Here is an 18,230-nt window from a genome sequence, read left to right on the forward strand (position 1 = left end):
TCACCCTTTCACCGCACCCTGCATGATCCCGGCCACGATCTGGCGGCCGAGCAGGAGGAAAACGATCAGAACCGGAATGGTCGCCAGCGTGGTCCCGGCCAGCACCAGCGAATAGTCGACGTAGTGACCGCTCTGCAGCTTCTCCAGCGCCACCTGCACGGTCGGGTTGCCGGCGTCGAGCACGATCAGCGGCCACAGGAAGTCGTTCCACGACATCATGAACGTGAACATCGCGAGCACCGCGGCGGCCGGGCGGATCGCGGGCAGGCAGACGTGCACGAACGTCCCGAACACGCTGCAGCCGTCCACGCGTGCCGCCTCGATCAGCTCGTACGGCACGGCGTCCACGATGTACTGGCGCATCCAGAACACGCCGAACGCGGTGACCAGGTTCGGCACGATCACCGCCTGCAGGTGCCCGGCCCAGCCCAGCTCCGACATGGCGATGAACAGCGGGATCACGCCCAGCTGCGTGGGCACCGCGAGCGTCACCACGATGAACACGAACAGCCCGTTCGACCCGCGGAACCGCATCTTGGCGAAGGCGAATCCGGCCAGCGCGGAGAACAGCACCGTCGTCAGCGTCACCGTCCCGGACACGATGAGGCTGTTGCCCAGCGCCTTCCAGAACGGCACCGAGTCGAACACGCGGCTCGCGTTGGCCCAGAAGTTGCCGCCCGGCAGCAGCGGCGGCAGGTGGTCCGACAGCATGCCGGTGTCGCGGCTGGCCACCAGGTACGACCAGTAGAACGGGAACAGCGAGCCGGCGACGAACGCGATCAGCGTGGCGTAGACGAAGAAGCGCGAACCGCCGCGGCGGCGGGGCAGCATCCGTACGGTCATCGTTTCAGTCCCGTCGTCGCGGCGAGCCGCCGGGTGATCAGGAAGTTGGCCAGCGCGATGAGCACGATCAGCAGGAACAGCAGCCACGCGATCGCCGACGCGTAGCCGAGGTCGAAGCCCTCGAACGCCGACTGGTACAGGTACAGCGTCAACGTCTGGAACTGGTGCTGGGAACCGCCGTTGTTCGACCCCGGCATGGCGTCGAACAGCTTGGGCTCGGTGAAGATCTGCAGCCCGCCGATGGTCGAGGTGACCACCACGAAGATCAACGTGGGCCGCAGCATCGGCAGCGTGATCGAGAAGAACCGCCGCACCGCGCCCGCGCCGTCGACCACCGCGGCCTCGTACACGTCACGCGGCAGCGCCTGCATCGCCGCCAGCACGATCAGCGCGTTGTACCCGGTCCAGCGCCAGTTGACCATCGTCGCGACGGCCAGGTGGCTGGCGAACCGGTTGGCCTGCCACTCCACCCGGTCCAGCCCCAACGTCTCCAGCAGGGCGTTGACCAGCCCGAACCGCGGGCCGAACAGGTTGGCGAAGATGATGCCGAGCGCGACCAGGCTGGCCGAGTACGGCAGCAGGATCCCGACCCGCCAGCCGGCCGGGAACCGCAGCCGCAACGACAGCAGCGCGGCCAGCAGGACCGCGATGATCACCTGCGGCACGCTGGAGAGCAGGAAGATCGAGACCGTGTTGACGACGGCGTTCCAGAACTGCGGGTCGCCCAGCAGCGTCGCGAAGTTCTCCAGCCCGATGAACTTCGGGTCGTCGTCGCCGATCTCCCAGTCGAACAGCGACACGTAAGCCGTGTACAGCAGGGGGAACAGGCCGGTGAGGCCGAACACCACGAAGAACGGTGCGATGTAGAGGTACGGCGAGAACTTCACGTCCCAGCGCGACAACCGGTGCCGCCAGGACGGTTTCGCCGGCTCCGGCGGCACTTCCTGCCGCGGCGGTTTCTCGACCACGGTGGTCATCGGCCTGTTCCCCCTCGCCTCATTTCACGATCTTCTTGGCGCCGTCGACCACCTGCTGCCAGGCCTGGTCCGGCGGCGTCCCCTGCTCGACCGCCTGCAGGGCCGGGCTGGTGACGTTCTCCTGGATCTGGCCGTCGCCCGGGCCCTTGTACTGCGCGTGGGTCACCTTCTTGGCCTGGTCGGCGTAGAGCCGGCCGACCGGGGCGTCGCCGAAGTACGGCTCGGTCTGCTGCAGCAGCTGCGGCGAGGTCAGCGCCTGCACCTGACTGGGGAAGTTGCCGCGCGCCTGGAACGCCTTGAGCTGCTGCTCGGGCGCGGTCAGCCAGGCCGCGAGCTCGGCCGCTTCCTTCGGGTGCCGGCTCTGCTTGGGCACGGTCAGGTACGAGCCGCCCCAGTTGCCGCCGCCGTTGGGGAACGCGTCGGTGACGGCCCACTTGCCGGCGTTGCCCGGACCGGCGTTCTCCTCGACCACGCCGAGCATCCACGACGGGCACACGGTGGTGGCGAAGGATCCCTGCTGGAATCCGGTCTTCCACTCGTTGCTGAACGCGATGAGCTTCGCGGACTGGCCGCGCTGGATGGCGCCGGTGATGCGGTCCCAGGCCGCCTTGATGCCCGGGTTGGACTCGATGGTCAGCTTGTCGTCGCGGTCCAGGTAACCGGTGTCGAGCTGGTTGACCATGGAGTTGTACAGCTGCGAGGACGCGTCGAACCACGGTTTGCCGCCGGTGTGCGCCACGTACTGGTCACCGGCCGCGAAGTAGGAGTCCCAGGTCGCGAACAGCGACTTGACGCCTTCCGGGTCCGAGGGCAGCCCGGCGGCCTGCAGCAGGTCCTTGCGGTAGCACAGCGCCAGCGGGCCGATGTCGGTGCCGTAGCCGATCAGCCGGCCGTCCTTGTCCTTACCGGCCTCGTACTTCCAGTCCAGCCACCGGTCGGGGGTCACGTCCTTCGGACCGATCTCGGTGAGGTCGTTGAACTTGGACGACTTGTCGATGATGTCGGAGAAGTGGCCCTCCTCGACCGCGACCACGTCCTCCAGCCCGTTGCCCGCGGCCAGCTTGGTGATCAGGTTCTGGTGGTAGGGCCCGCCCTCGCCGGTCTTGTGGTGGGTGATCTTGATGTTGGGGTGCAGCTGCTCGTACTCGGTGAGCAGGTTTTCGTAGCCGAACTCGGTGAAGGTGCCGATGGACAGCTCGATCTGCCCGGTGCCGGACGACCCGGAGGAGCCGTCGTCGCCACACGCGGTGAGGCTCGCGCCGAGCACCGCCAGTCCGATCGCGAAGCTCACGCCCTTGTGAAGATGTCGCACGTCGATTCCCTAACTCGTGGGGTTCCAGGGAGGGAGATTTTGGGAGCGCTCCCAGAACGGGCATGAGTGTGTCCCCAGACACACAGCCGTGTCAAGATGGGTTATCGTTGGAAGCGCTCCCATCAACGGCGGAAGGTGACGCGGTGACCGCACACGGCAACCACGAGAGCCGGCCGACCCTGGAGGACGTCGCCGCGTTCGCCGGGGTCTCCCGCTCGACCGCCTCCCGGGCGTTGAACGACGACCCGAACGTCAGCGCTCGGGCCCGCGAGGCGGTGCGCGCCGCGGCCGCGGACCTCGGCTACTCGCCCAACCAGGCCGCCCGGTCGCTCGTGACGCGCCGGACGGGCGCGGTCGCGGTGGTGTTGTCCGAGCCCGAGGAGGTCCTGCTCGGTGACCCCTACCGGACGGCGGTGATGCGCGCCGGGTACCGGGAGCTGGCCGCGAACGGGATCCAGATGGTGTTGATGTTCTGCGACGGGCGGGACGACCTGACGCGGACGCTGCGGTTCCTGGAGGGCGGCCACGTCGACGGTGCGCTGGTGTTCGCGCCGCACCAGGCGGACCCGCTCCCCCGCGCGCTGCGGCTGCTGCGGGTGCCGGTGGTGTTCGGCGGCCCGGCGGGCGGGGTGGCGCGCGGGGTGCACGTGATCGACTTCGACAACGAGTCCGGCGCGCGGCTCGCGGTGGAGCACCTGGTGGGCCTGGGCCGCCGCCGCATCGCGACGGTCGCCGGACCGCAGGACCAGACCGCGGCGGTGCACCGCCTGGCCGGCTGGCGCAAGACCCTGGCCGACGCGGGGTTGGAGACGTCCGGTCTGGCCGAGGAGGCGGACTTCACCCTGGACGGTGGCCGCGTGGCGATGGACCGCCTGCTGGCCCGGCGCCCCGACCTGGACGCGGTCTTCGTGGCGAGCGACGTGATGGCGGCCGGCGTGCTGCAGGCACTGGGCGCCGCGGGCCGCGCGGTGCCCTCCGACGTGGCGGTCGTGGGTTTCGACGACCACCCGGCGCTCGCCGCCGCGACGAACCCGCCCTTGACGACCGTGCACCAGGACCCGGCCGCGCAGGTGCGCCAGATGGTGGCGACGCTGACGACCCTGCTGGCCGGCGAGGCGCTCCGGCCGCGGCGGCAGGTGCTGCCGGTGTCCCTGACACGGCGCGAGTCGGCCTGACGCGACGCGTCACCCGTGGCCGAACGTCAGCCGCCGGCCGGTCCGATGTGGACGACCTTGGTCACGGTCATCTCGTCGAGCAGCTCGGGCCCGTACCCGAACCCTTCGCCGCTGGCCTTCCGCGGGTGCGCGGCCCCGGCGGGCGCGCCGCCGAAGACGTTGTTCACCTTCACCGTGCCCACGGGCAGCTCGCGCCACGCCCGCTGCGCGTGCGACATCGACTCGGTCAGCACGGTCGCCGTCAGGCCGTACCGGTCGTCCGCGGCCTCGGCCAGCGCCTGGTCGAAGTCGTCGACCACGCGCACCGGGGCGACCGGCCCGAAGGTCTCCTCGCTCATCACCCGCATCGACGGGGTGCAGCCGCTCAGGACGGTCGCCGGGTAGCGCGCCCCCGGCCCGTCCGGCGGCACTCCCCCGGCGAGCAACTCGGCGCCCTGCTCGAGGGCGTCGGTGACGTGGCCGTGCACGTGGTCGCGCTGACGCTCGTCGACCAGGGGCCCCATCGGTACCTCGTGCGGGCGCTTGCCGGCCTCCGCGACCAGCGCGTCCAGGAACTCCCCCGCCACCTCGCGGTGCACGTAGATCCGCTCGACCGACACGCAGATCTGGCCGGCGTTGGCGAACGCCCCCAGCGCGGCCTGCGACGCCGCCCAGCGCGGGTCGACCCCGGCGTCCACGATCAGGGCGTCGTTCCCGCCGTTCTCCAGCAGCACCTTCGCGCCGGTGCGCGCCGCCGCGACGGCGACCGAGCGTCCGGTCGCGGTGCTGCCGACGTGCGCGATCACGTCGACGTCGTCGCACTCGGCGAGCCACGCGCCCACGGACCCGTCGCCGTCCAGGCACTGCAGGACGTCCGACGGCAGGTGCCGCGCGAGCAGGCCGGTCAGCATCCGCCCGACGTGCGGGCACCGTTCGCTCGGCTTGTGCACCACGACGTTGCCGGTCGCCAGCGCCGCACCGAGCAGCCCGCAGGCCACCGCGACCGGGTCGTTCCACGGGGTCAGCGCCACCACGACACCGCGCGGCTCGGGCACCATCAGGTCGGTCGCGTCCCAGCCGCCCTGCAGGCTGCGGCCGCGGTGGGCCGGGCCGAGCTCGGCGTACTGCTCCAGCGTCCCGGCACCGGCGAGGACACCACCGCGGGCGTCGCCGGGTACCTTGCCCGTCTCGCGGGTGTTCATCTCGGCGAGCTCGTCCGCGCGGTCCCGCAGCTCGGCGGCGGCGGCCTTCAACGCCTCCGCCCGCTCGGCCGCGGGGGTCCGCCGCCACTCCGCGAACGCCGCCCGCGCCGCGCGCACGGCCTTGGCGACCTCCTGCTCGGTCGCGGACGTCACGCGGCCCACCAGCTCGCCACTGGCCGGGTCGTGCACCTCGATCGCCCCCGGCGCGTCTTCCCGGGTCAACAGCTCAGTCATCGCACCTCCTGTCCGGGGTGCGAGTACCCCTGCTCCACTCCGGTAACACGCGGAAGCGATCAGCCCTGCGCGATCTGCTGGGCCTTCGCGTAGGCGAGTTGCAGGAAGTCCGCGCCGGTCAGCGCCGCGAACGCCGCCGCGACCAGCCGGGTCGCGCGGGGCGCGAAGACGTGGCCGATGGTGAATCCGGTCACCACCCACATGTCGAGGCAGAACGGGCAGCTGAGCAGCTCGCCGATGCTGTGCCGGAGCCCTGTGGGCTTGCGCACCTCTTCCATCACCTCGGCGGGCCCGCCGGTGTGCGCGTAGCGGGTGAAGGGGGCGCGCAGGGGGCTGGTGACCGCGTCCTTGGTGAGGGTGCGGGACAGCTTGTGGGTGCCCATCGCCATCAGGACGATGTCGGAGACCCGCAGGTCGCGCGGCAGTTTCCGGCCCGTCACGAGCGCCGCGACGGCCGCGGTCACCACCATCGACGTGTAGACGAGCATGATGAAGAGATAACCGCCCAGCGGACGGTCGTTCGTCCCGCGGTAGGCGTCGGCCTCGGCGCGACCCGCGGCGGCGAGGTCCCGGAGTCCGGCGTGCTGCGCCATACGCTCTCCTGTAAGTCCGGCTGTTCGTCCGGCCAACCGGGTACCCCCCGGGTCCGCGGGCAACCGCCCGGCCCGGAAGGAGGAGCCATGCCACACCACAAGTACCTCTTCCGCCGCGCGACGCCCGAGGACGCCGACGCGATCCGCGACCTGGTCCACGCCGCCTACGAAAAGTGGGTGGACCTGATCCACCGCGAACCCCTCCCGATGCAGACGGACTACCGGCAGGCCGTCACCACCCACCGGATCGACCTGCTCTACGAGGACGACCGGCTGGTCGCGCTGATCGAAATGATCCCGGCGGTCGACCACCTGCTGATCGAGAACGTCGCGGTGCGGCCCGCGGACCAGGGCGCGGGGTACGGACGCCTGCTGATGCGGCACGCGGACCTGCTGGCGCAGTCGATGGGCCTGCCCGGCGTGCGCCTCTACACGAACTCGAAGTTCACCGAGAACATCCGCTTCTACCGCCGGCTCGGCTACCGCGTGGACCGGGAGGAGCCCTTCCTGAACGGCTCCCTGGTGCACATGAGCAAGGCGGTCTGAGTCAGCCGAGCGAGAACGCCACCGAGGCGGCCGCCTTGACCACGTCCGCCAGACCCCGCCTGCGCCGCGGCCGCAGCACCGCCGGGGCGGGTGCGCGCAACACCCCCGCCACCTCACGCGCCTCGGGCCGGGCCGAGGGATCACGGTTCCCCATCCGGGTCAGCACATCCGCCACGTGCGGCGGCAATCCGTCGGGCACCTTGGGCTCCCGAAGCAGCCGCGCCACCGCGCACTCGGTCAGCGAACCCCGGTATTCGCGGTGCCCGGACAGGCATTCCAGCAACACCAGGGCCAGCGCGAAGACGTCCGCGGGAGGCCCCACCGGCGCGCCGCGCACCTGCTCGGGCGCCATGTACGCGGCGGTGCCCACCACGGCGCTGCTCGTGGCGAACCGCGCGCCGTCGAGCCCCTGCGCCACACCGAAGTCACCGAGCACCGGCCCGTCCGGCGCGAGCAGGACGTTCGCCGGTTTCACGTCGCGGTGCGTGATGCCGGCGCGGTGGACGTGGGCGAGCGCGTCCGCCAGCCCCGACCCGAGTTCGAGGGTCTCGTCGACGGGCAGCGGGCCGTCGGCGATGCGGTCGGCCAGCGACGGCCCGGGAACCAGCCGCATCACCAGGTAGGCCCGTCCGTCCCGCACGCCGGAGTCGTACAGCGGGATCAGACCCGGGTGCCGCAGCCGGTCCAGGATGCGCAGTTCCTGTTCCTGCCGCCGTTTCTGCGCCGCGGAGGCGCCGGCGCGGAACAGTTTGACCGCCACCTCGCGGCCGGCGACGCGATCCCAGGCGCGGTGGACGTCGGCGCTGCCGCCACCGCCGATCCGCTCCCCGAGCCGGTACCGCTCCCCGATGTCCACACCGCAGCGCTACCCCTGGGGAAGTGGCGGCAAACCCCGCCGGGGATGGCCGCGCGAGCCCGAGTGGGCGAGAGTGGTGCGATGAGCAGCGCGGAGGTGCGGGACGGCGTCTCGCTGACGAACCTCGACCAGACCCTGTTCGCCGAAGCCGGTGCCACGAAACGCGATCTGATCGACTACCTGGACGCGGTGGCCGACCGGATGATCACCGCGCTGCGCGGCCGTCCGCTGTCGGTGGTGCGGGTGCTGCGCGGGCAGGACCCGTTCATGCAGAAGAACCTGCCCAAGTACACCCCGGAGTGGGTGCCCCGGGTGAGCATGTGGGCCGAGTCCTCACACCGCGAGGTCTCGTACGCGTTGTGCGACGACCGCCGCACGCTGCTGTGGTTCGGCAACCAGCGCGCCATCGAGTACCACCCGACGCTCGCGCCGGCCGGGGACCTGGGCCACCCGTCGCACCTGGTGCTCGACCTGGACCCGCCCGAGGGGACGGCGGCCTTCGGCCTCGCGGTGCGCGCGGCGCTGCTGGTCCGCCAGGCACTGGCCGACTGCGGCCTGGCGGGCGCGGTGAAGACGAGCGGGTCGAAGGGCGTGCACGTGTTCGTGCCGGTGCGGGACGCCGACGCCGAGCAGGCCGCGGCCGCCACCCGCGCCCTGGCCGCCCGCGCCGAACGGCTCGATCCGGACCTGGCGACCACCGCGTTCATCCGCGAGGACCGCGGCGGCAAGGTCTTCCTCGACTCCACCCGCGCCGGCGGGGCGACGGTCGTGGCGGTGTACAGCCCGCGGGTGCGTCCCGGCCTGCCGGTCTCGTTCCCGGTGCCGTGGAGCGACATCGAGAACGTCCGGCCGGCCGACTTCACGCTGCGCGAGACCGCGCGGCTGCTCGGCACCTCCGACCCGTGGACCGATTCGCTGCCGGCGCCGCAGCAGCTGCCGGAGGACCTGATCGAACACGGCCGCACCATCCCGATCGCCCGCGTCCAGGCGATGCACGAGGGCAAACGCCGGGCCCGCGCGCGCCGCGAGCAGGGCTCCTAGGTGTACTTGGCCATCAGGTTGGTGGCAGTCGGCTGGTGGGTGGGTGGCCGCCGTTGTAGCTTTCGATGCTCCTATGTTCGTCAAGCCGCTGTCGGAGGGGGTGTGACGGAGGCCGTGGATGGTCGGGGAAGGTTGGCATAGATTTCCCGGGCGATGTAGCGCTTCAGGCAGCGGATGATCTCGCGTTTGCGCAGGCCTTCGGCGGTGCGCCGCTCGACGTAGTGGCGGGTCGGTTGGTGGCGACGCATCCGGACGATCGTGACGATGTAGAGGGCACTGTTTGCGGCGCGGTCGCCGCCGCGGCTGAGTCGGTGTCGGCCGGTGGTGCGTCCGCTGCTGGCCGGCTGGGGCGCGACACCGCAGAGCTTGGCGAAGGCGGCTTCGTTGCGGATGCGTTCGGGGTTGTCGCCTGCGGTGACGAGGAACTGGCCCGCGATCTCGACGCCGACACCGTGCAGTTCGACCAGTTCGGGTGCCGCTGCGTGGACCAGGGCCCCGATCTGCTTGTTGAGGGCCTTGATCTCATCATCGAGTTGCTTCCAGCGGCGTGCCAGGCCCCGTAGGGTGGCCTTGACTCCGGCCATCAATAGCCGGCCTGGGGTTGTTGCCAGGCCGAGCAGGTCCTCCGTCTCCGGCCGCAGCCGCAGGCATCGGTTGACCAGCGTCTTCTTGCTCAGCACGACAAGTTCGTCGCGCAACGGAGAGGGTGACCCGATCATGACGCCCCACAGTGTGTTGAATGCGCTGGTGCGTGCCTTGACTGCGCTGGAACGAGTCACCCGAAGGGTCCGGATGACCTCGACCAGGCCGGACTTGGCTTTCGGGGTGGCCGTCGAAGTCTGGCCGAGGACAGCCCGGGCGATCTGCTCGGCATCGAGCCGATCGGACTTGCCGTCCATGTGCCGTGCCAGTCTGTTGGGCCGGTTGACCTCGACCACGCGAATCTCCCGGGCGGTAAGGAACCGAGTCAGCGTGGCGCCGAAAGATCCGGTGCTCTCGACCCCGATCGCGCCTACCTCGCCGTGTTCCTGAACCCATGCCAGAAGGTCGGCGTAGCCGCGGTCATTGGCGGGGAACTCCCGATGACCCAACAGGCGGCCGTGGTCATCGACCGCCGCCGCGTAGTGAGTGTTCTTGTGGGTATCGACGCCGCCGATCACGGCACCAGCTGCTGGCTCTATAGCCATCTGGGTTGTCATGCTGGATGTGCTCCTCCGTTAGGGCTGATCTCACGGATGGAGCGAACCGGCCGGGCGGGGCGACAAGTCTGCGACGGGGGCTTCTAGCCCAAGCTCCTATCAGGTCAGCTCCGCCTGGCCGGTGCGCACCACAGTGCTGCACCGGAGCCGGCCGACAAATCGAACGCAGGACACCACCACTATCGATAGGTCATACCTTGACCAGGGTCAGACCGATCCGGTGCAGCACCGAGCTAAGTCTTCACAGACTTTGCCGTTTTGCCAGGGGCAGTGGGGCTTGATGAACGTCTGCCGGATGCCGTGCTCGGGGCAGATTGGCCGGAGTGACCAGCGGTAGGCCCAGGCGTTGTACGCACCAGCTCGCCCGGCCGGTCGCGCTCATACCGCACCGCGGTGGTCTTTCTTGGGCAGGTTGCAACGTCGTGCGGGCATCACCGCGGCACACGAGAGCCTCCGGCCTGGCGTGAGTCCTAGACAAGCCAAGCCACACCCCAACCGGAGGCCCCTCCCCACGTCAACACCAACCCGCCACCAACGTCCTGGCCAAGTACACCAGGCCCTGACGGACCGGCGGGCGGTGGCGTCTCATCCGGAAAGCCGCCCCGGACCGAGTGGTGTCCACCGATCGGGGACGCAGCCTCGTGATCAAACCGATGCCGGCGACGACTTCACCGTCGATCAGACGGCGGGGACCGTGACCTGTCCCTAGCGAGGGGTCTCGGACCGGAAGGTGTGTCCCAGCTCCGGGCCGAGGCCGAAGTAGTGGCGGAAGTTGTAGATCAGCGGGCTCCACGCCGCCGGGTCGACGTGCTGGGTGCCCGGCACCACCAGCCGGGGGTCGCAGTGCACCCGGAGCACCTGGGCCTGCACCACCACGAAGCCTCCCCCGTGCCCGTCCGCCATGTCGGCGGCACGGGCCTCCAGCGCGATCGGGCACTCCGCGGCCCGTGGCGGCCGGACGAGGTCGGAGTCCACCGGCCGCAGCCCCGCCGCACCGAACTTGTCCGGCTCGTACCGGAAGGCACCGCGCTTGCGGTCCGGCACCGGGTTCGCCCCGGTGCTCGGCGCCAGCCGCTCCACCGCCCGCCACTGGCCGGGACCGGGCAGGTTGATCACCAGGTCCGGGCGTTGCCGGAGGTTGGTCACCGTGTGCGAATCCGCGGCCAGGCCCAGCACGACCACCTGTCCGAGCGCCCAGGCCGAGGAGATCGGCGCCAGGTTGTGCCCGCCGTCGGCGTTCTCGGTGGACAGCAGCACCACCGGGGTGCCGAAGTACAGGATGCTCGGGCTGATCACGACGTGCTGGTTCGTCAGGGTGTCCATGCGGCCAGGCTAGGAGCGGATCATCTCGGTCCCGGCCGACACGACATCACCACTGCCGGCCGCGGCGCACCTGCTCCACCAGCGCGATGAGCACCTCCTTCGCCGACTCGCGGTCGCGCGCGTCGCACAGCACCACCGGCACCCCACCGTCCAGGTCGAGTGCGGCCGCGACCTGGTCCACCCGGTATTGGCGGGAGCCCGGGAAGCAGTTCACCGCGATCACGAACGGCATCTCGCGTCGCTCGAAGTAGTCCACGGCCGGGAAACAGTCCTCCAGGCGGCGGGTGTCGGCGACGACGACGGCCCCCAGCGCGCCCTGGGCGATGTCGTCCCAGAAGAACCAGAACCGGTCCTGCCCGGGCGTCCCGAACAGGTACAGCGCGAGGTGCTCGTCGAAGGTGATCCGGCCGAAGTCGATGGCGACCGTGGTGGTCGCCTTCTGCTCGACGCCGTCCGGGTCGTCGACCCCGACGCCCGCCTCGGTCAGGTACTCCTCCGTGCGCAGTGGCTGGATCTCGCTGACCGCGCCGACCATGGTGGTCTTGCCCGCGCCGAAACCGCCCGCGATGAGGATCTTCAACGCGGTGAAGGGTTTCGCCGGCGCGGGCCGGGGGTCAGAGCGCACGGAGTCCATTCAGTACTTCCCTCAGGATGCGGTCGTTGGGCAGGCTGGCTGGCGGGGTCGGACGGGTCACCTCGATGTGCCCGGCGTGCAGCAGGTCCGCCAGCAGCACCCGCGTGACGTTGAGCGGGAGGTTCGCGCGCGCGGAGATCTCGGCGACCGAGAGCGTGCGCGTCAGGCACAGCTGGAGGATCACCGCCTGTTCCGGGCTCAGCGTGAGGTCGTGTTCGGGCCGGGTCCGGGCGGCGACGAGCGCGATGATGTCCAGGAACTCCCCGGCCGGCCGCGCCCGTCCCTTGGTCAGCGCGTACAGCCGGACCATCGGCCCGGACTCGTCGCCGTACCAGTCGCTCACGTTCCCGTCCGGTCCAGGCGGGGCGCGGTGTACATGTGCTCGCCGACCTGCGCGACGAGCCTGGCCATCTCGTAGGCGACCAGGCCGATGTCCGTGCCCGCCTCGGCGAACACGGACAGGCACGTCCCGCCTCCCGCGGTGATGACGAACAGGAAACCGCCGTCCAGCTCGACCATCGTCTGCCGGACCGACCCGGCGTCGAAGTGCCTGCCCGCGCCCTTCGCGAGGCTGTTCAGCGCCGACGACACCGCGGCGAGGTGTTCGCTCTCCTCGCGGGTCATCCCCGTCGAGGTGGCCATCGCCAGTCCGTCGTTGGACAGCAGCAGCGCGCTGCGGACCCGTGGCGCGTTGCCCACCAGCTCGTCCAGGAGCCAGGAGAGCTCCCGGCTGTTCTCGGTGGCCTCCACCGTGTGACCCCTCTCGTCGTCATGCGTTGCGTCCGCGCGTGAAACCCTGTTGCAGCGCGGACATCGTGGCGCGCGCTTCCTCCGGCGACGCCCAGGGCGGCGCCGCCTCCTCGCGTGTGGCGGTGCCGGACGCCTCGCGCAGGCCGGGCGCGAGGTGCGCCTGCCGTTTGCGGCGTGGCAGGCCGCCGGTGACGTCGTCGTCCACCGGCGCCGGGGCCGGTTCGGCGGGCGGCGGGCCCGGTTCGGGGGGCGGCGGGGGCGCCGCCGGCCGCGGCGGGGGACGGTGCCGCCCGTTGTCGCGGGCGGGCGCCGGCCGTGCCGGGGTCTTGCGGGCCCGGACCGCGGGGACCTCCCCTTCGGCGGGAGCCGGGTCGGCCCGGGTGAGCAGCGTGGTGGGCAGCAGCACGACGGCGGTCGTGCCGCCGTAGGCCGACCGGCGCAGCGTCACGGTGATGCCCTGGCGCTTGGCCAGCCTGCTGATCACGTAGAACCCGAGCTGCTCGCCGTCGAACAGGTCGAGCTGGTGCGCCTCGGCGATCCGCCGGTTCGCCTCGGCCAGCCGCTCCGCGCCCATGCCCAGTCCGCGGTCCTCGATCTCCACCACGAACCCGGCGCCGACCGCTTCGCCGTGCACGAGCACGGTGGTGTTCGGCGGGGAGAACGCCGTCGCGTTCTCGACCAGCTCGGCGATCATGTGGGTGAGGTCGGCCACGGCGGTGCCCTGGACGGCGACCTCGGCCATCCGGTGCACCTCGACCCGCTGGAACTCCTCGACCTCGGCCACCGCGGCGCGGACGATGTTCATCAGCGGCACGGGTTTGCTCCACGTGCGGCCGGGGGCGGCGCCGGACATGATGATCAGCCCTTCGGCGTGGCGGCGCATGCGGGCCGCGAGGTGGTCGAGCCGGAACAGGTCCTCCAGCTCGGCCGGCTCCTCGGTGCGGCGCTCCATCGTGTCGAGCAGGCTGAGCTGGCGGTGCACCAGCGACTGGCTGCGGCGGGCGAGCGTCACGAACACGCCGGACACACCGGTGAGCAGTTCCGCGCGTTCGGCGGCGGCGGTCAGCGCGGCGCGCTGCACGGCGTTGAGGGCCGCCCCGACCTGCCCGATCTCGCCCTCGCCGGGTGGCACCACCGGCACGTCGGCGTCCACGTCGATCTTCTCGCCGGCGCGCAGCCTGCGCATCGCCCGGGGCAGCCGCCGGTTGGCGAGTTCGAGGGCCGAGTCGCGCAGGCCCACCAGCTCGATCACCAGGCCGCGTCCGATCTGCACGGAGATCAGCAGCGCCACCAGCACGGCGGCGAGACCGAGCAGGACGGTGATCGCGCTCTCGGTCAGCGCCGCGGTGCCCGCGTCGTCCGCCTCCGCCGACGCGGAGGTGACCGCGCCCGAGCGGACGGCCGCGAGGTCACGGGTGACCTGGTTGACCGCCGCGGCCCACTGACCGGAGGTGACCGCCGTGGCCAGGGCACGGCCGGAGGTGTCGGTCTGCGCCGCGTTCTGCAGGTCGGCGAGTTTGCGGGCGGAGTCACCGGTGACCACGTCGTCGAACGCGGCGAGCTGGGCCGGCGGCAGCTCGGACAGCAGGCCGGCGGTCAGGACGCGCTGCCCGCCGACGGCGTCGGTGAAGGTTCGGTGGATGTCGGCGGTCGAGCGGCCCGCGGCGGCCGCCTGCGCCGCGGCGTCCTGCCGGGCGAGCATGTCGCCGACGCGGCCGAGGGACGGGACGGCCCGGGCGGCCGCGATGCCCCTGACGTCGGCGAGAGCGACCTGGGCCGCGAACGCCTTGTCGATGGCGGCGGAGAAGGCGTCGAAGGTGGCGCGCCAGTCGGCCTGGCGGGCGGTCAGGGCGTCCTGGCCGTCGCCGAGCCGCGGGACCTCGGCGAGCACGTCGGCCAGCCGCCGGTTCAGCTCCGGCGCCCGGCCGGTGAGGTCGGCGGTCACCTGCGTGATGCCGTCCTGGAGCGTCGCGAGCGCAGTGCTCGTCTGGGCGTGCCGCTGCTGGAGCGCGGGCAGGTCGCCGGTTCCGGCGAGGTAGGAGGCAGCGGCCGCGCGTTCGGCCTGCAGGCCGGCCACGAGGTCGCTGACGGGCCCGGTGAGGTGGGCGTCGAGCTGCTCGATCTGCCGCTGGTTCCACGCGCTCTGCACGGCCGAAACCGCGGCCAGGCCCCACAGCACCATGAGCGAGACGACGGGCACCATCAGCAGCGCGACGATCTTCGCCCGGACCGACCGGGGTCTGAGCCGGTCGAGGAGTCCCGGCTCGGGGGAAATCCGGGCAGGTTCTTCTCGGCGCTCGGACATGCTTTCTCCAATTGCGAATAAAATCGGGGTCGAGTTCGTCAGACCGGCAATTCCGGCGTTTTCTGCGGCCCCGGGGAAAGCGCGACGAACGCGGAGGTCAGGAATAGGTAGGAACCGAGTACGACGGTGAGCGGGAACACGAACTGCATCGGGGTGGCGCCGGCGGCGGAATGCCCGGCGTGCACCTCGACGCTGACCGCGGCCATTCCGGTGTAGTGCATCGCGCTGACCGCGACGCCCATCACCAGCGACGCGCCGACCGCGGCCGCCTTGCCGTGGATGTTCAGGGTGGCCCAGAGCGCGGCGGTCGCGGCGGCGATGGCGATGGCGACCGAGAGCGTGACGACGCCCGGGTCGTAGCTCACCTGACCGGACATGCGCATCGCGGCCATGCCGATGTAGTGCATGGCGGCGACGCCCAGTCCGGCGACGATTCCTCCAATGAGGACGGAGAGTGTTTTCGAGGCCAGGTAACCGACGGCGAACACCCCGATGCCGACGACGACGATCGCGACGAGGAGACTGAGCACGGTCAGCGGGACGTCGTAGCGGATCTCAGTGCCCGTGACCCCGAACCCGAGCATCGCGATGAAGTGCATGGTCCAGATCCCGGTGCCGATGGCCATCGCGCCGTTGATCAGCCAGTTGCGACGGGACCGTCCGGTCGCGGACAGAGCTCGCACCATGCACCGGAGACCGAGTGCGCTGCCGACACACGCCATCACGTAGGAGAGAACGGGCGTGATCCAGCCAAAGGTCAATTCCGTCATCGAGCCGCTTCAGTCCTTCGTCCAGGTGCCTTACCGAAAAGCCAAACCACCCCCAGGCTTGATCGAGGACCTTAAGTGAAGAAGCTTCAGATCTCAATAATACTGACAAGTAGGTTGCGCCTGGTGAACAGATCACAGGGAGCGTCCCGGTTCGGTTTCTGGTCCACGATCGCGTTGAACACAATTACGATGAGCGTGACGGAAATTGATGCGCCAGCTCAGAGGTGGCGCCCTCGGCGAGGCGGCACGTGCACCCGGACAGCGGGGGCCGATACGGGACCATCACGTGGCGTGACGGGCTGAACGCCCAATGCGAACTGTGATCTACGCGGTAGTGAAGTGAAGGGAGCAAGCGAGCCCGGCGAGGACGGTGGTCATCACTCTCGACGACCGAGGCGAGATATGGAGAACCTGAAAGGCGAGCGGCCTCGGCCGGGCAACGCTTGTTGCACAGCGCGGCTGCGGGGCCGTAAGTGTGTGGTCGGGATGACAGGATTTGAACCTGCGACCCTCCGCTCCCAAAGCGGATGCGCTACCAAGCTGCGCCACATCCCGGCGCCCCGGGAGGCCGGGGCGGTGCGATCACTCTAGCGCGAGCCGCTAGACTCGCAGACGCGCCCGGGCGATACGGGTGCGTGCGGGCGTAGCTCAATGGTAGAGCCCCAGTCTTCCAAACTGGTGGTGCGGGTTCGATTCCCGTCGCCCGCTCCATAGTTTCGGCAGGTCAAGGCCCATCCGGGGAGGCGCCTGTCCCCACGGGGCGCCAAAGGTGTCCCCATGATCTTGAAACTTCGGCAATACTGCTGCTCATGCGCCTTGATCCACGCCCGCCACCCTCCTGAGGGCAGGCCCATCCGACACGGTCGGACCGCAGTCGCCGAATCTCACCCCCGCCAGCCCCCACCCTCGGAGTCCCCGCCTCCGCCGCCGCGCCCAGATGCGCTCCGCCGGCGTGCGGGCCCCACGACCTGGAAGCACGAGCACCCCAGTGGCAAGCATCGAAGAGCGCCCCCGCAGGAACGGCACGGTGGGCTATCGCGTCACCTGGCGCGACCCGGACACCAGAAGGAAGGACTCTCTCACCTTCGACGACCCCGAGGACGCGAAGCGGCTCAAGAAGCTCCTCGACGCCAACGGGCAGCGGCTCGTCGAAGCGCAGAAGGTGATGGCGTCGATCAAGAACCAGGTGCCCACCATCGCGGAACTCATCGAACACCACATCGAGCACCTGACCGGTGTGCAGCCCCGCACGAAACGGGATTACCGGCGCGACGCCAAGCGTCACATCAACCCCCACCTCGGTGCCATCCCGGTCGACGCTCTCGACCGGGACCGCGTGAAGCGCTGGGTGAACGACCTCACAGGCAAGATGTCGGGTAAGACGCTGGCGAACGTGCACTCCCTGTTGTCCGCTGCGCTCCAGGAGAGCATCCCGAAGTGGCGCGAGGACAACCCGGCGAAGGGCATCCGCATGCCCCAGCACGTGCCCGAGGAAGCGGTCTTCCTGACCCCCGGCGAGTTCAACCTCCTGCTCGCCAAGGTGCGAGCCCCATACCGGCTCTTCATCAAGTTCCTCGCCTCCACCGGCCTCCGTTGGGGTGAGGCCGTCGTGCTCACCCCGGACGACTTCAACCTCCTCAACCCCACGCCCACCGTGCGGGTCTCGAAGGCCCTCAAGGAGGATGCGAACGGCCGCGACGTCGTCGGCGTCCCGAAGAGCCGAAAGAGCGTGCGGACCGTCTCACTACCGGCGTCGCTAGTCCCAGAGCTATCCCTGGAGATGATCGGCAAGGCCAGCGACGACCTGGTGTTCACCGGGCCGCAGGGCGGCCAACTTCGCAACAACCACTTCTGGGAGCGGGTGTGGCTACCCGCCGTCAACGCGGCGAACGCCGACATCGACAAGCAAGGACGGCCGTTCCCCCGGGAACTGCGGCTGAACAAGAACCCGCGGATCCACGACCTCCGGCACACGCACGCTTCCTGGATGATCGCGGCCGGTGTGGACCTTCCAACCCTGCAGCGCAGGCTTGGACACGAGTCCATCAAGACGACCGTGGACCGGTACGGGCACCTGCTGCCGGACCAGCTCAAGAAGGCCGCGGAAGCGGCCGAGGCCACGCTCAGCGGCGCGCTCGCGGGCTGACTGATCCCCACTGCCGAGAGCCCCTGCACACGGGTGCAGGGGCTCTGGCGTCTTCGGGGGTCAGGCGTCGCCGCGCCACTGGCCGTCGTACCAGCCGGCATCCGGGTCCGGTGGCAGGTCCTCGTCGTAGGCCGAGGCGATCAGCGCGAGGCCGAGCGCGTAGCGCTGCACTGCTGGCATCGATCCAACGTCCTGGCCATCGATCTCAAGGTTCCCGCCGACGACGCGGGCCCAGCGTTCGCCGCGGATGACCCACAGCGGCGGCCAGCTGTCGGGCCGACACTCGGGCAGGGTGATAGTGATCTTCTTCTCAGACATGGGTACGCACCCTACGGCGGTGCGGCG

18 protein-coding genes, 2 tRNA genes and 1 pseudogene are annotated in these 18,230 nt (G+C 70.5%); 5 read left to right on the forward strand and 16 right to left on the reverse strand.

Features of this window, described 5'->3' with window-relative positions; all coding sequences use genetic code 11:
* Genes FB470_RS02225 through FB470_RS02235 form a run of 3 tightly spaced genes read right to left on the reverse strand, consistent with a single transcriptional unit; the run spans position 1 to position 3,132 of the window.
* Entirely contained in the window at positions 1-843 is an 843-nt protein-coding gene (locus FB470_RS02225; RefSeq protein ID WP_370876436.1) for a carbohydrate ABC transporter permease, read from the reverse strand.
* A complete protein-coding gene (locus tag FB470_RS02230; RefSeq protein ID WP_306988303.1) occupies positions 840-1,820 on the reverse strand; it encodes a carbohydrate ABC transporter permease in 981 nt (326 codons plus the stop codon). Before FB470_RS02230 ends, FB470_RS02225 begins: the two co-directional genes overlap by 4 nt.
* Positions 1,821-1,839: 19 nt before the next feature.
* The gene (locus FB470_RS02235; RefSeq protein ID WP_306988304.1) at positions 1,840-3,132 is read right to left on the reverse strand and encodes an ABC transporter substrate-binding protein; all 1,293 of its coding nucleotides are present in this window, start codon (positions 3,130-3,132) and stop codon (positions 1,840-1,842) included.
* Positions 3,133-3,311: 179 nt separating this feature from the next.
* On the opposite strand from FB470_RS02235, the gene FB470_RS02240 reads away from it, so the two are divergent.
* Positions 3,312-4,307: a LacI family DNA-binding transcriptional regulator gene (locus FB470_RS02240; RefSeq protein WP_306999024.1), complete on the forward strand. Its 996-nt coding sequence runs from the start codon at positions 3,312-3,314 to the stop codon at positions 4,305-4,307.
* Positions 4,308-4,333: 26 nt separating this feature from the next.
* On the opposite strand, the gene FB470_RS02245 is transcribed toward FB470_RS02240, so the two are convergent.
* Positions 4,334-5,722 (reverse strand): aldehyde dehydrogenase family protein, encoded by a 1,389-nt coding sequence (locus FB470_RS02245; RefSeq protein WP_306988305.1) that lies wholly within the window; start codon positions 5,720-5,722, stop codon positions 4,334-4,336.
* Positions 5,723-5,781: 59 nt separating this feature from the next.
* The gene (locus tag FB470_RS02250) at positions 5,782-6,315 is read right to left on the reverse strand and encodes a DUF1360 domain-containing protein (RefSeq protein WP_306988307.1); all 534 of its coding nucleotides are present in this window, start codon (positions 6,313-6,315) and stop codon (positions 5,782-5,784) included.
* An 87-nt stretch (positions 6,316-6,402) separates the two neighbouring features.
* Here FB470_RS02250 and FB470_RS02255 point away from each other — a divergent pair, with 87 nt between their 5' ends.
* A complete protein-coding gene (locus tag FB470_RS02255) occupies positions 6,403-6,861 on the forward strand; it encodes a GNAT family N-acetyltransferase (protein WP_306988310.1) in 459 nt (152 codons plus the stop codon).
* A gap of 1 nt (position 6,862) precedes the next feature.
* Here FB470_RS02255 and FB470_RS02260 read toward each other — a convergent pair whose 3' ends face one another.
* Positions 6,863-7,717, reverse strand: coding sequence for a serine/threonine-protein kinase (locus tag FB470_RS02260; RefSeq protein ID WP_306988312.1), 855 nt, complete (start codon positions 7,715-7,717; stop codon positions 6,863-6,865).
* A gap of 81 nt (positions 7,718-7,798) precedes the next feature.
* On the opposite strand from FB470_RS02260, the gene FB470_RS02265 reads away from it, so the two are divergent.
* Positions 7,799-8,758, forward strand: coding sequence for a DNA polymerase domain-containing protein (locus FB470_RS02265; protein WP_306988314.1), 960 nt, complete (start codon positions 7,799-7,801; stop codon positions 8,756-8,758).
* Between the two features lie 80 nt (positions 8,759-8,838).
* Here FB470_RS02265 and FB470_RS02270 read toward each other — a convergent pair whose 3' ends face one another.
* The 9 genes and pseudogenes from FB470_RS02270 to FB470_RS02310 all read right to left on the reverse strand — a co-directional run bounded on the left by FB470_RS02270 (position 8,839) and on the right by FB470_RS02310 (position 16,294).
* A complete protein-coding gene (locus FB470_RS02270) occupies positions 8,839-9,957 on the reverse strand; it encodes an IS110 family RNA-guided transposase (RefSeq protein WP_306988316.1) in 1,119 nt (372 codons plus the stop codon).
* Positions 9,958-10,203: 246 nt separating this feature from the next.
* Positions 10,204-10,305, reverse strand: a pseudogene (locus FB470_RS02275) (IS481 family transposase); the annotation flags it as partial.
* A gap of 357 nt (positions 10,306-10,662) precedes the next feature.
* Positions 10,663-11,280, reverse strand: a complete 618-nt coding sequence (locus FB470_RS02280; protein WP_306988318.1) for a flavin reductase family protein — start codon at positions 11,278-11,280, stop codon at positions 10,663-10,665.
* Between the two features lie 46 nt (positions 11,281-11,326).
* Positions 11,327-11,914 carry a GTP-binding protein gene (locus FB470_RS02285; protein ID WP_306988320.1) on the reverse strand — a complete coding sequence of 196 codons (588 nt, stop codon included), beginning with the start codon at positions 11,912-11,914 and terminating at the stop codon, positions 11,327-11,329.
* Positions 11,895-12,257: a DUF742 domain-containing protein gene (locus FB470_RS02290; RefSeq protein ID WP_306988322.1), complete on the reverse strand. Its 363-nt coding sequence runs from the start codon at positions 12,255-12,257 to the stop codon at positions 11,895-11,897. Before FB470_RS02290 ends, FB470_RS02285 begins: the two co-directional genes overlap by 20 nt.
* Positions 12,254-12,664 carry a roadblock/LC7 domain-containing protein gene (locus FB470_RS02295; RefSeq protein WP_306988325.1) on the reverse strand — a complete coding sequence of 137 codons (411 nt, stop codon included), beginning with the start codon at positions 12,662-12,664 and terminating at the stop codon, positions 12,254-12,256. The genes FB470_RS02290 and FB470_RS02295 overlap by 4 nt, the downstream gene beginning before the upstream one ends.
* 19 nt (positions 12,665-12,683) lie before the next feature.
* Positions 12,684-14,969: a sensor histidine kinase gene (locus tag FB470_RS02300; protein ID WP_306988327.1), complete on the reverse strand. Its 2,286-nt coding sequence runs from the start codon at positions 14,967-14,969 to the stop codon at positions 12,684-12,686.
* A gap of 38 nt (positions 14,970-15,007) precedes the next feature.
* Positions 15,008-15,739, reverse strand: coding sequence for an MHYT domain-containing protein (locus FB470_RS02305; RefSeq protein ID WP_306988329.1), 732 nt, complete (start codon positions 15,737-15,739; stop codon positions 15,008-15,010).
* Between the two features lie 478 nt (positions 15,740-16,217).
* Positions 16,218-16,294: transfer RNA gene (locus FB470_RS02310), tRNA-Pro, on the reverse strand.
* 82 nt (positions 16,295-16,376) lie between these two features.
* On the opposite strand from FB470_RS02310, the gene FB470_RS02315 reads away from it, so the two are divergent.
* Together FB470_RS02315 and FB470_RS02320 are read left to right on the forward strand one after the other, a co-directional pair.
* Positions 16,377-16,450: transfer RNA gene (locus tag FB470_RS02315), tRNA-Gly, on the forward strand.
* A 316-nt stretch (positions 16,451-16,766) separates the two neighbouring features.
* Positions 16,767-17,885, forward strand: a complete 1,119-nt coding sequence (locus tag FB470_RS02320) for a tyrosine-type recombinase/integrase (protein ID WP_306988331.1) — start codon at positions 16,767-16,769, stop codon at positions 17,883-17,885.
* 60 nt (positions 17,886-17,945) lie between these two features.
* Here FB470_RS02320 and FB470_RS02325 read toward each other — a convergent pair whose 3' ends face one another.
* Complete coding sequence (locus FB470_RS02325) at positions 17,946-18,203, reverse strand: hypothetical protein (protein WP_306988333.1); 258 nt, start codon at positions 18,201-18,203, stop codon at positions 17,946-17,948.
* Between the last annotated feature and the right edge of the window lie 27 nt (positions 18,204-18,230).

The organism is Amycolatopsis thermophila (assembly GCF_030814215.1).
Taxonomy (GTDB): domain Bacteria; phylum Actinomycetota; class Actinomycetes; order Mycobacteriales; family Pseudonocardiaceae; genus Amycolatopsis_E; species Amycolatopsis_E thermophila.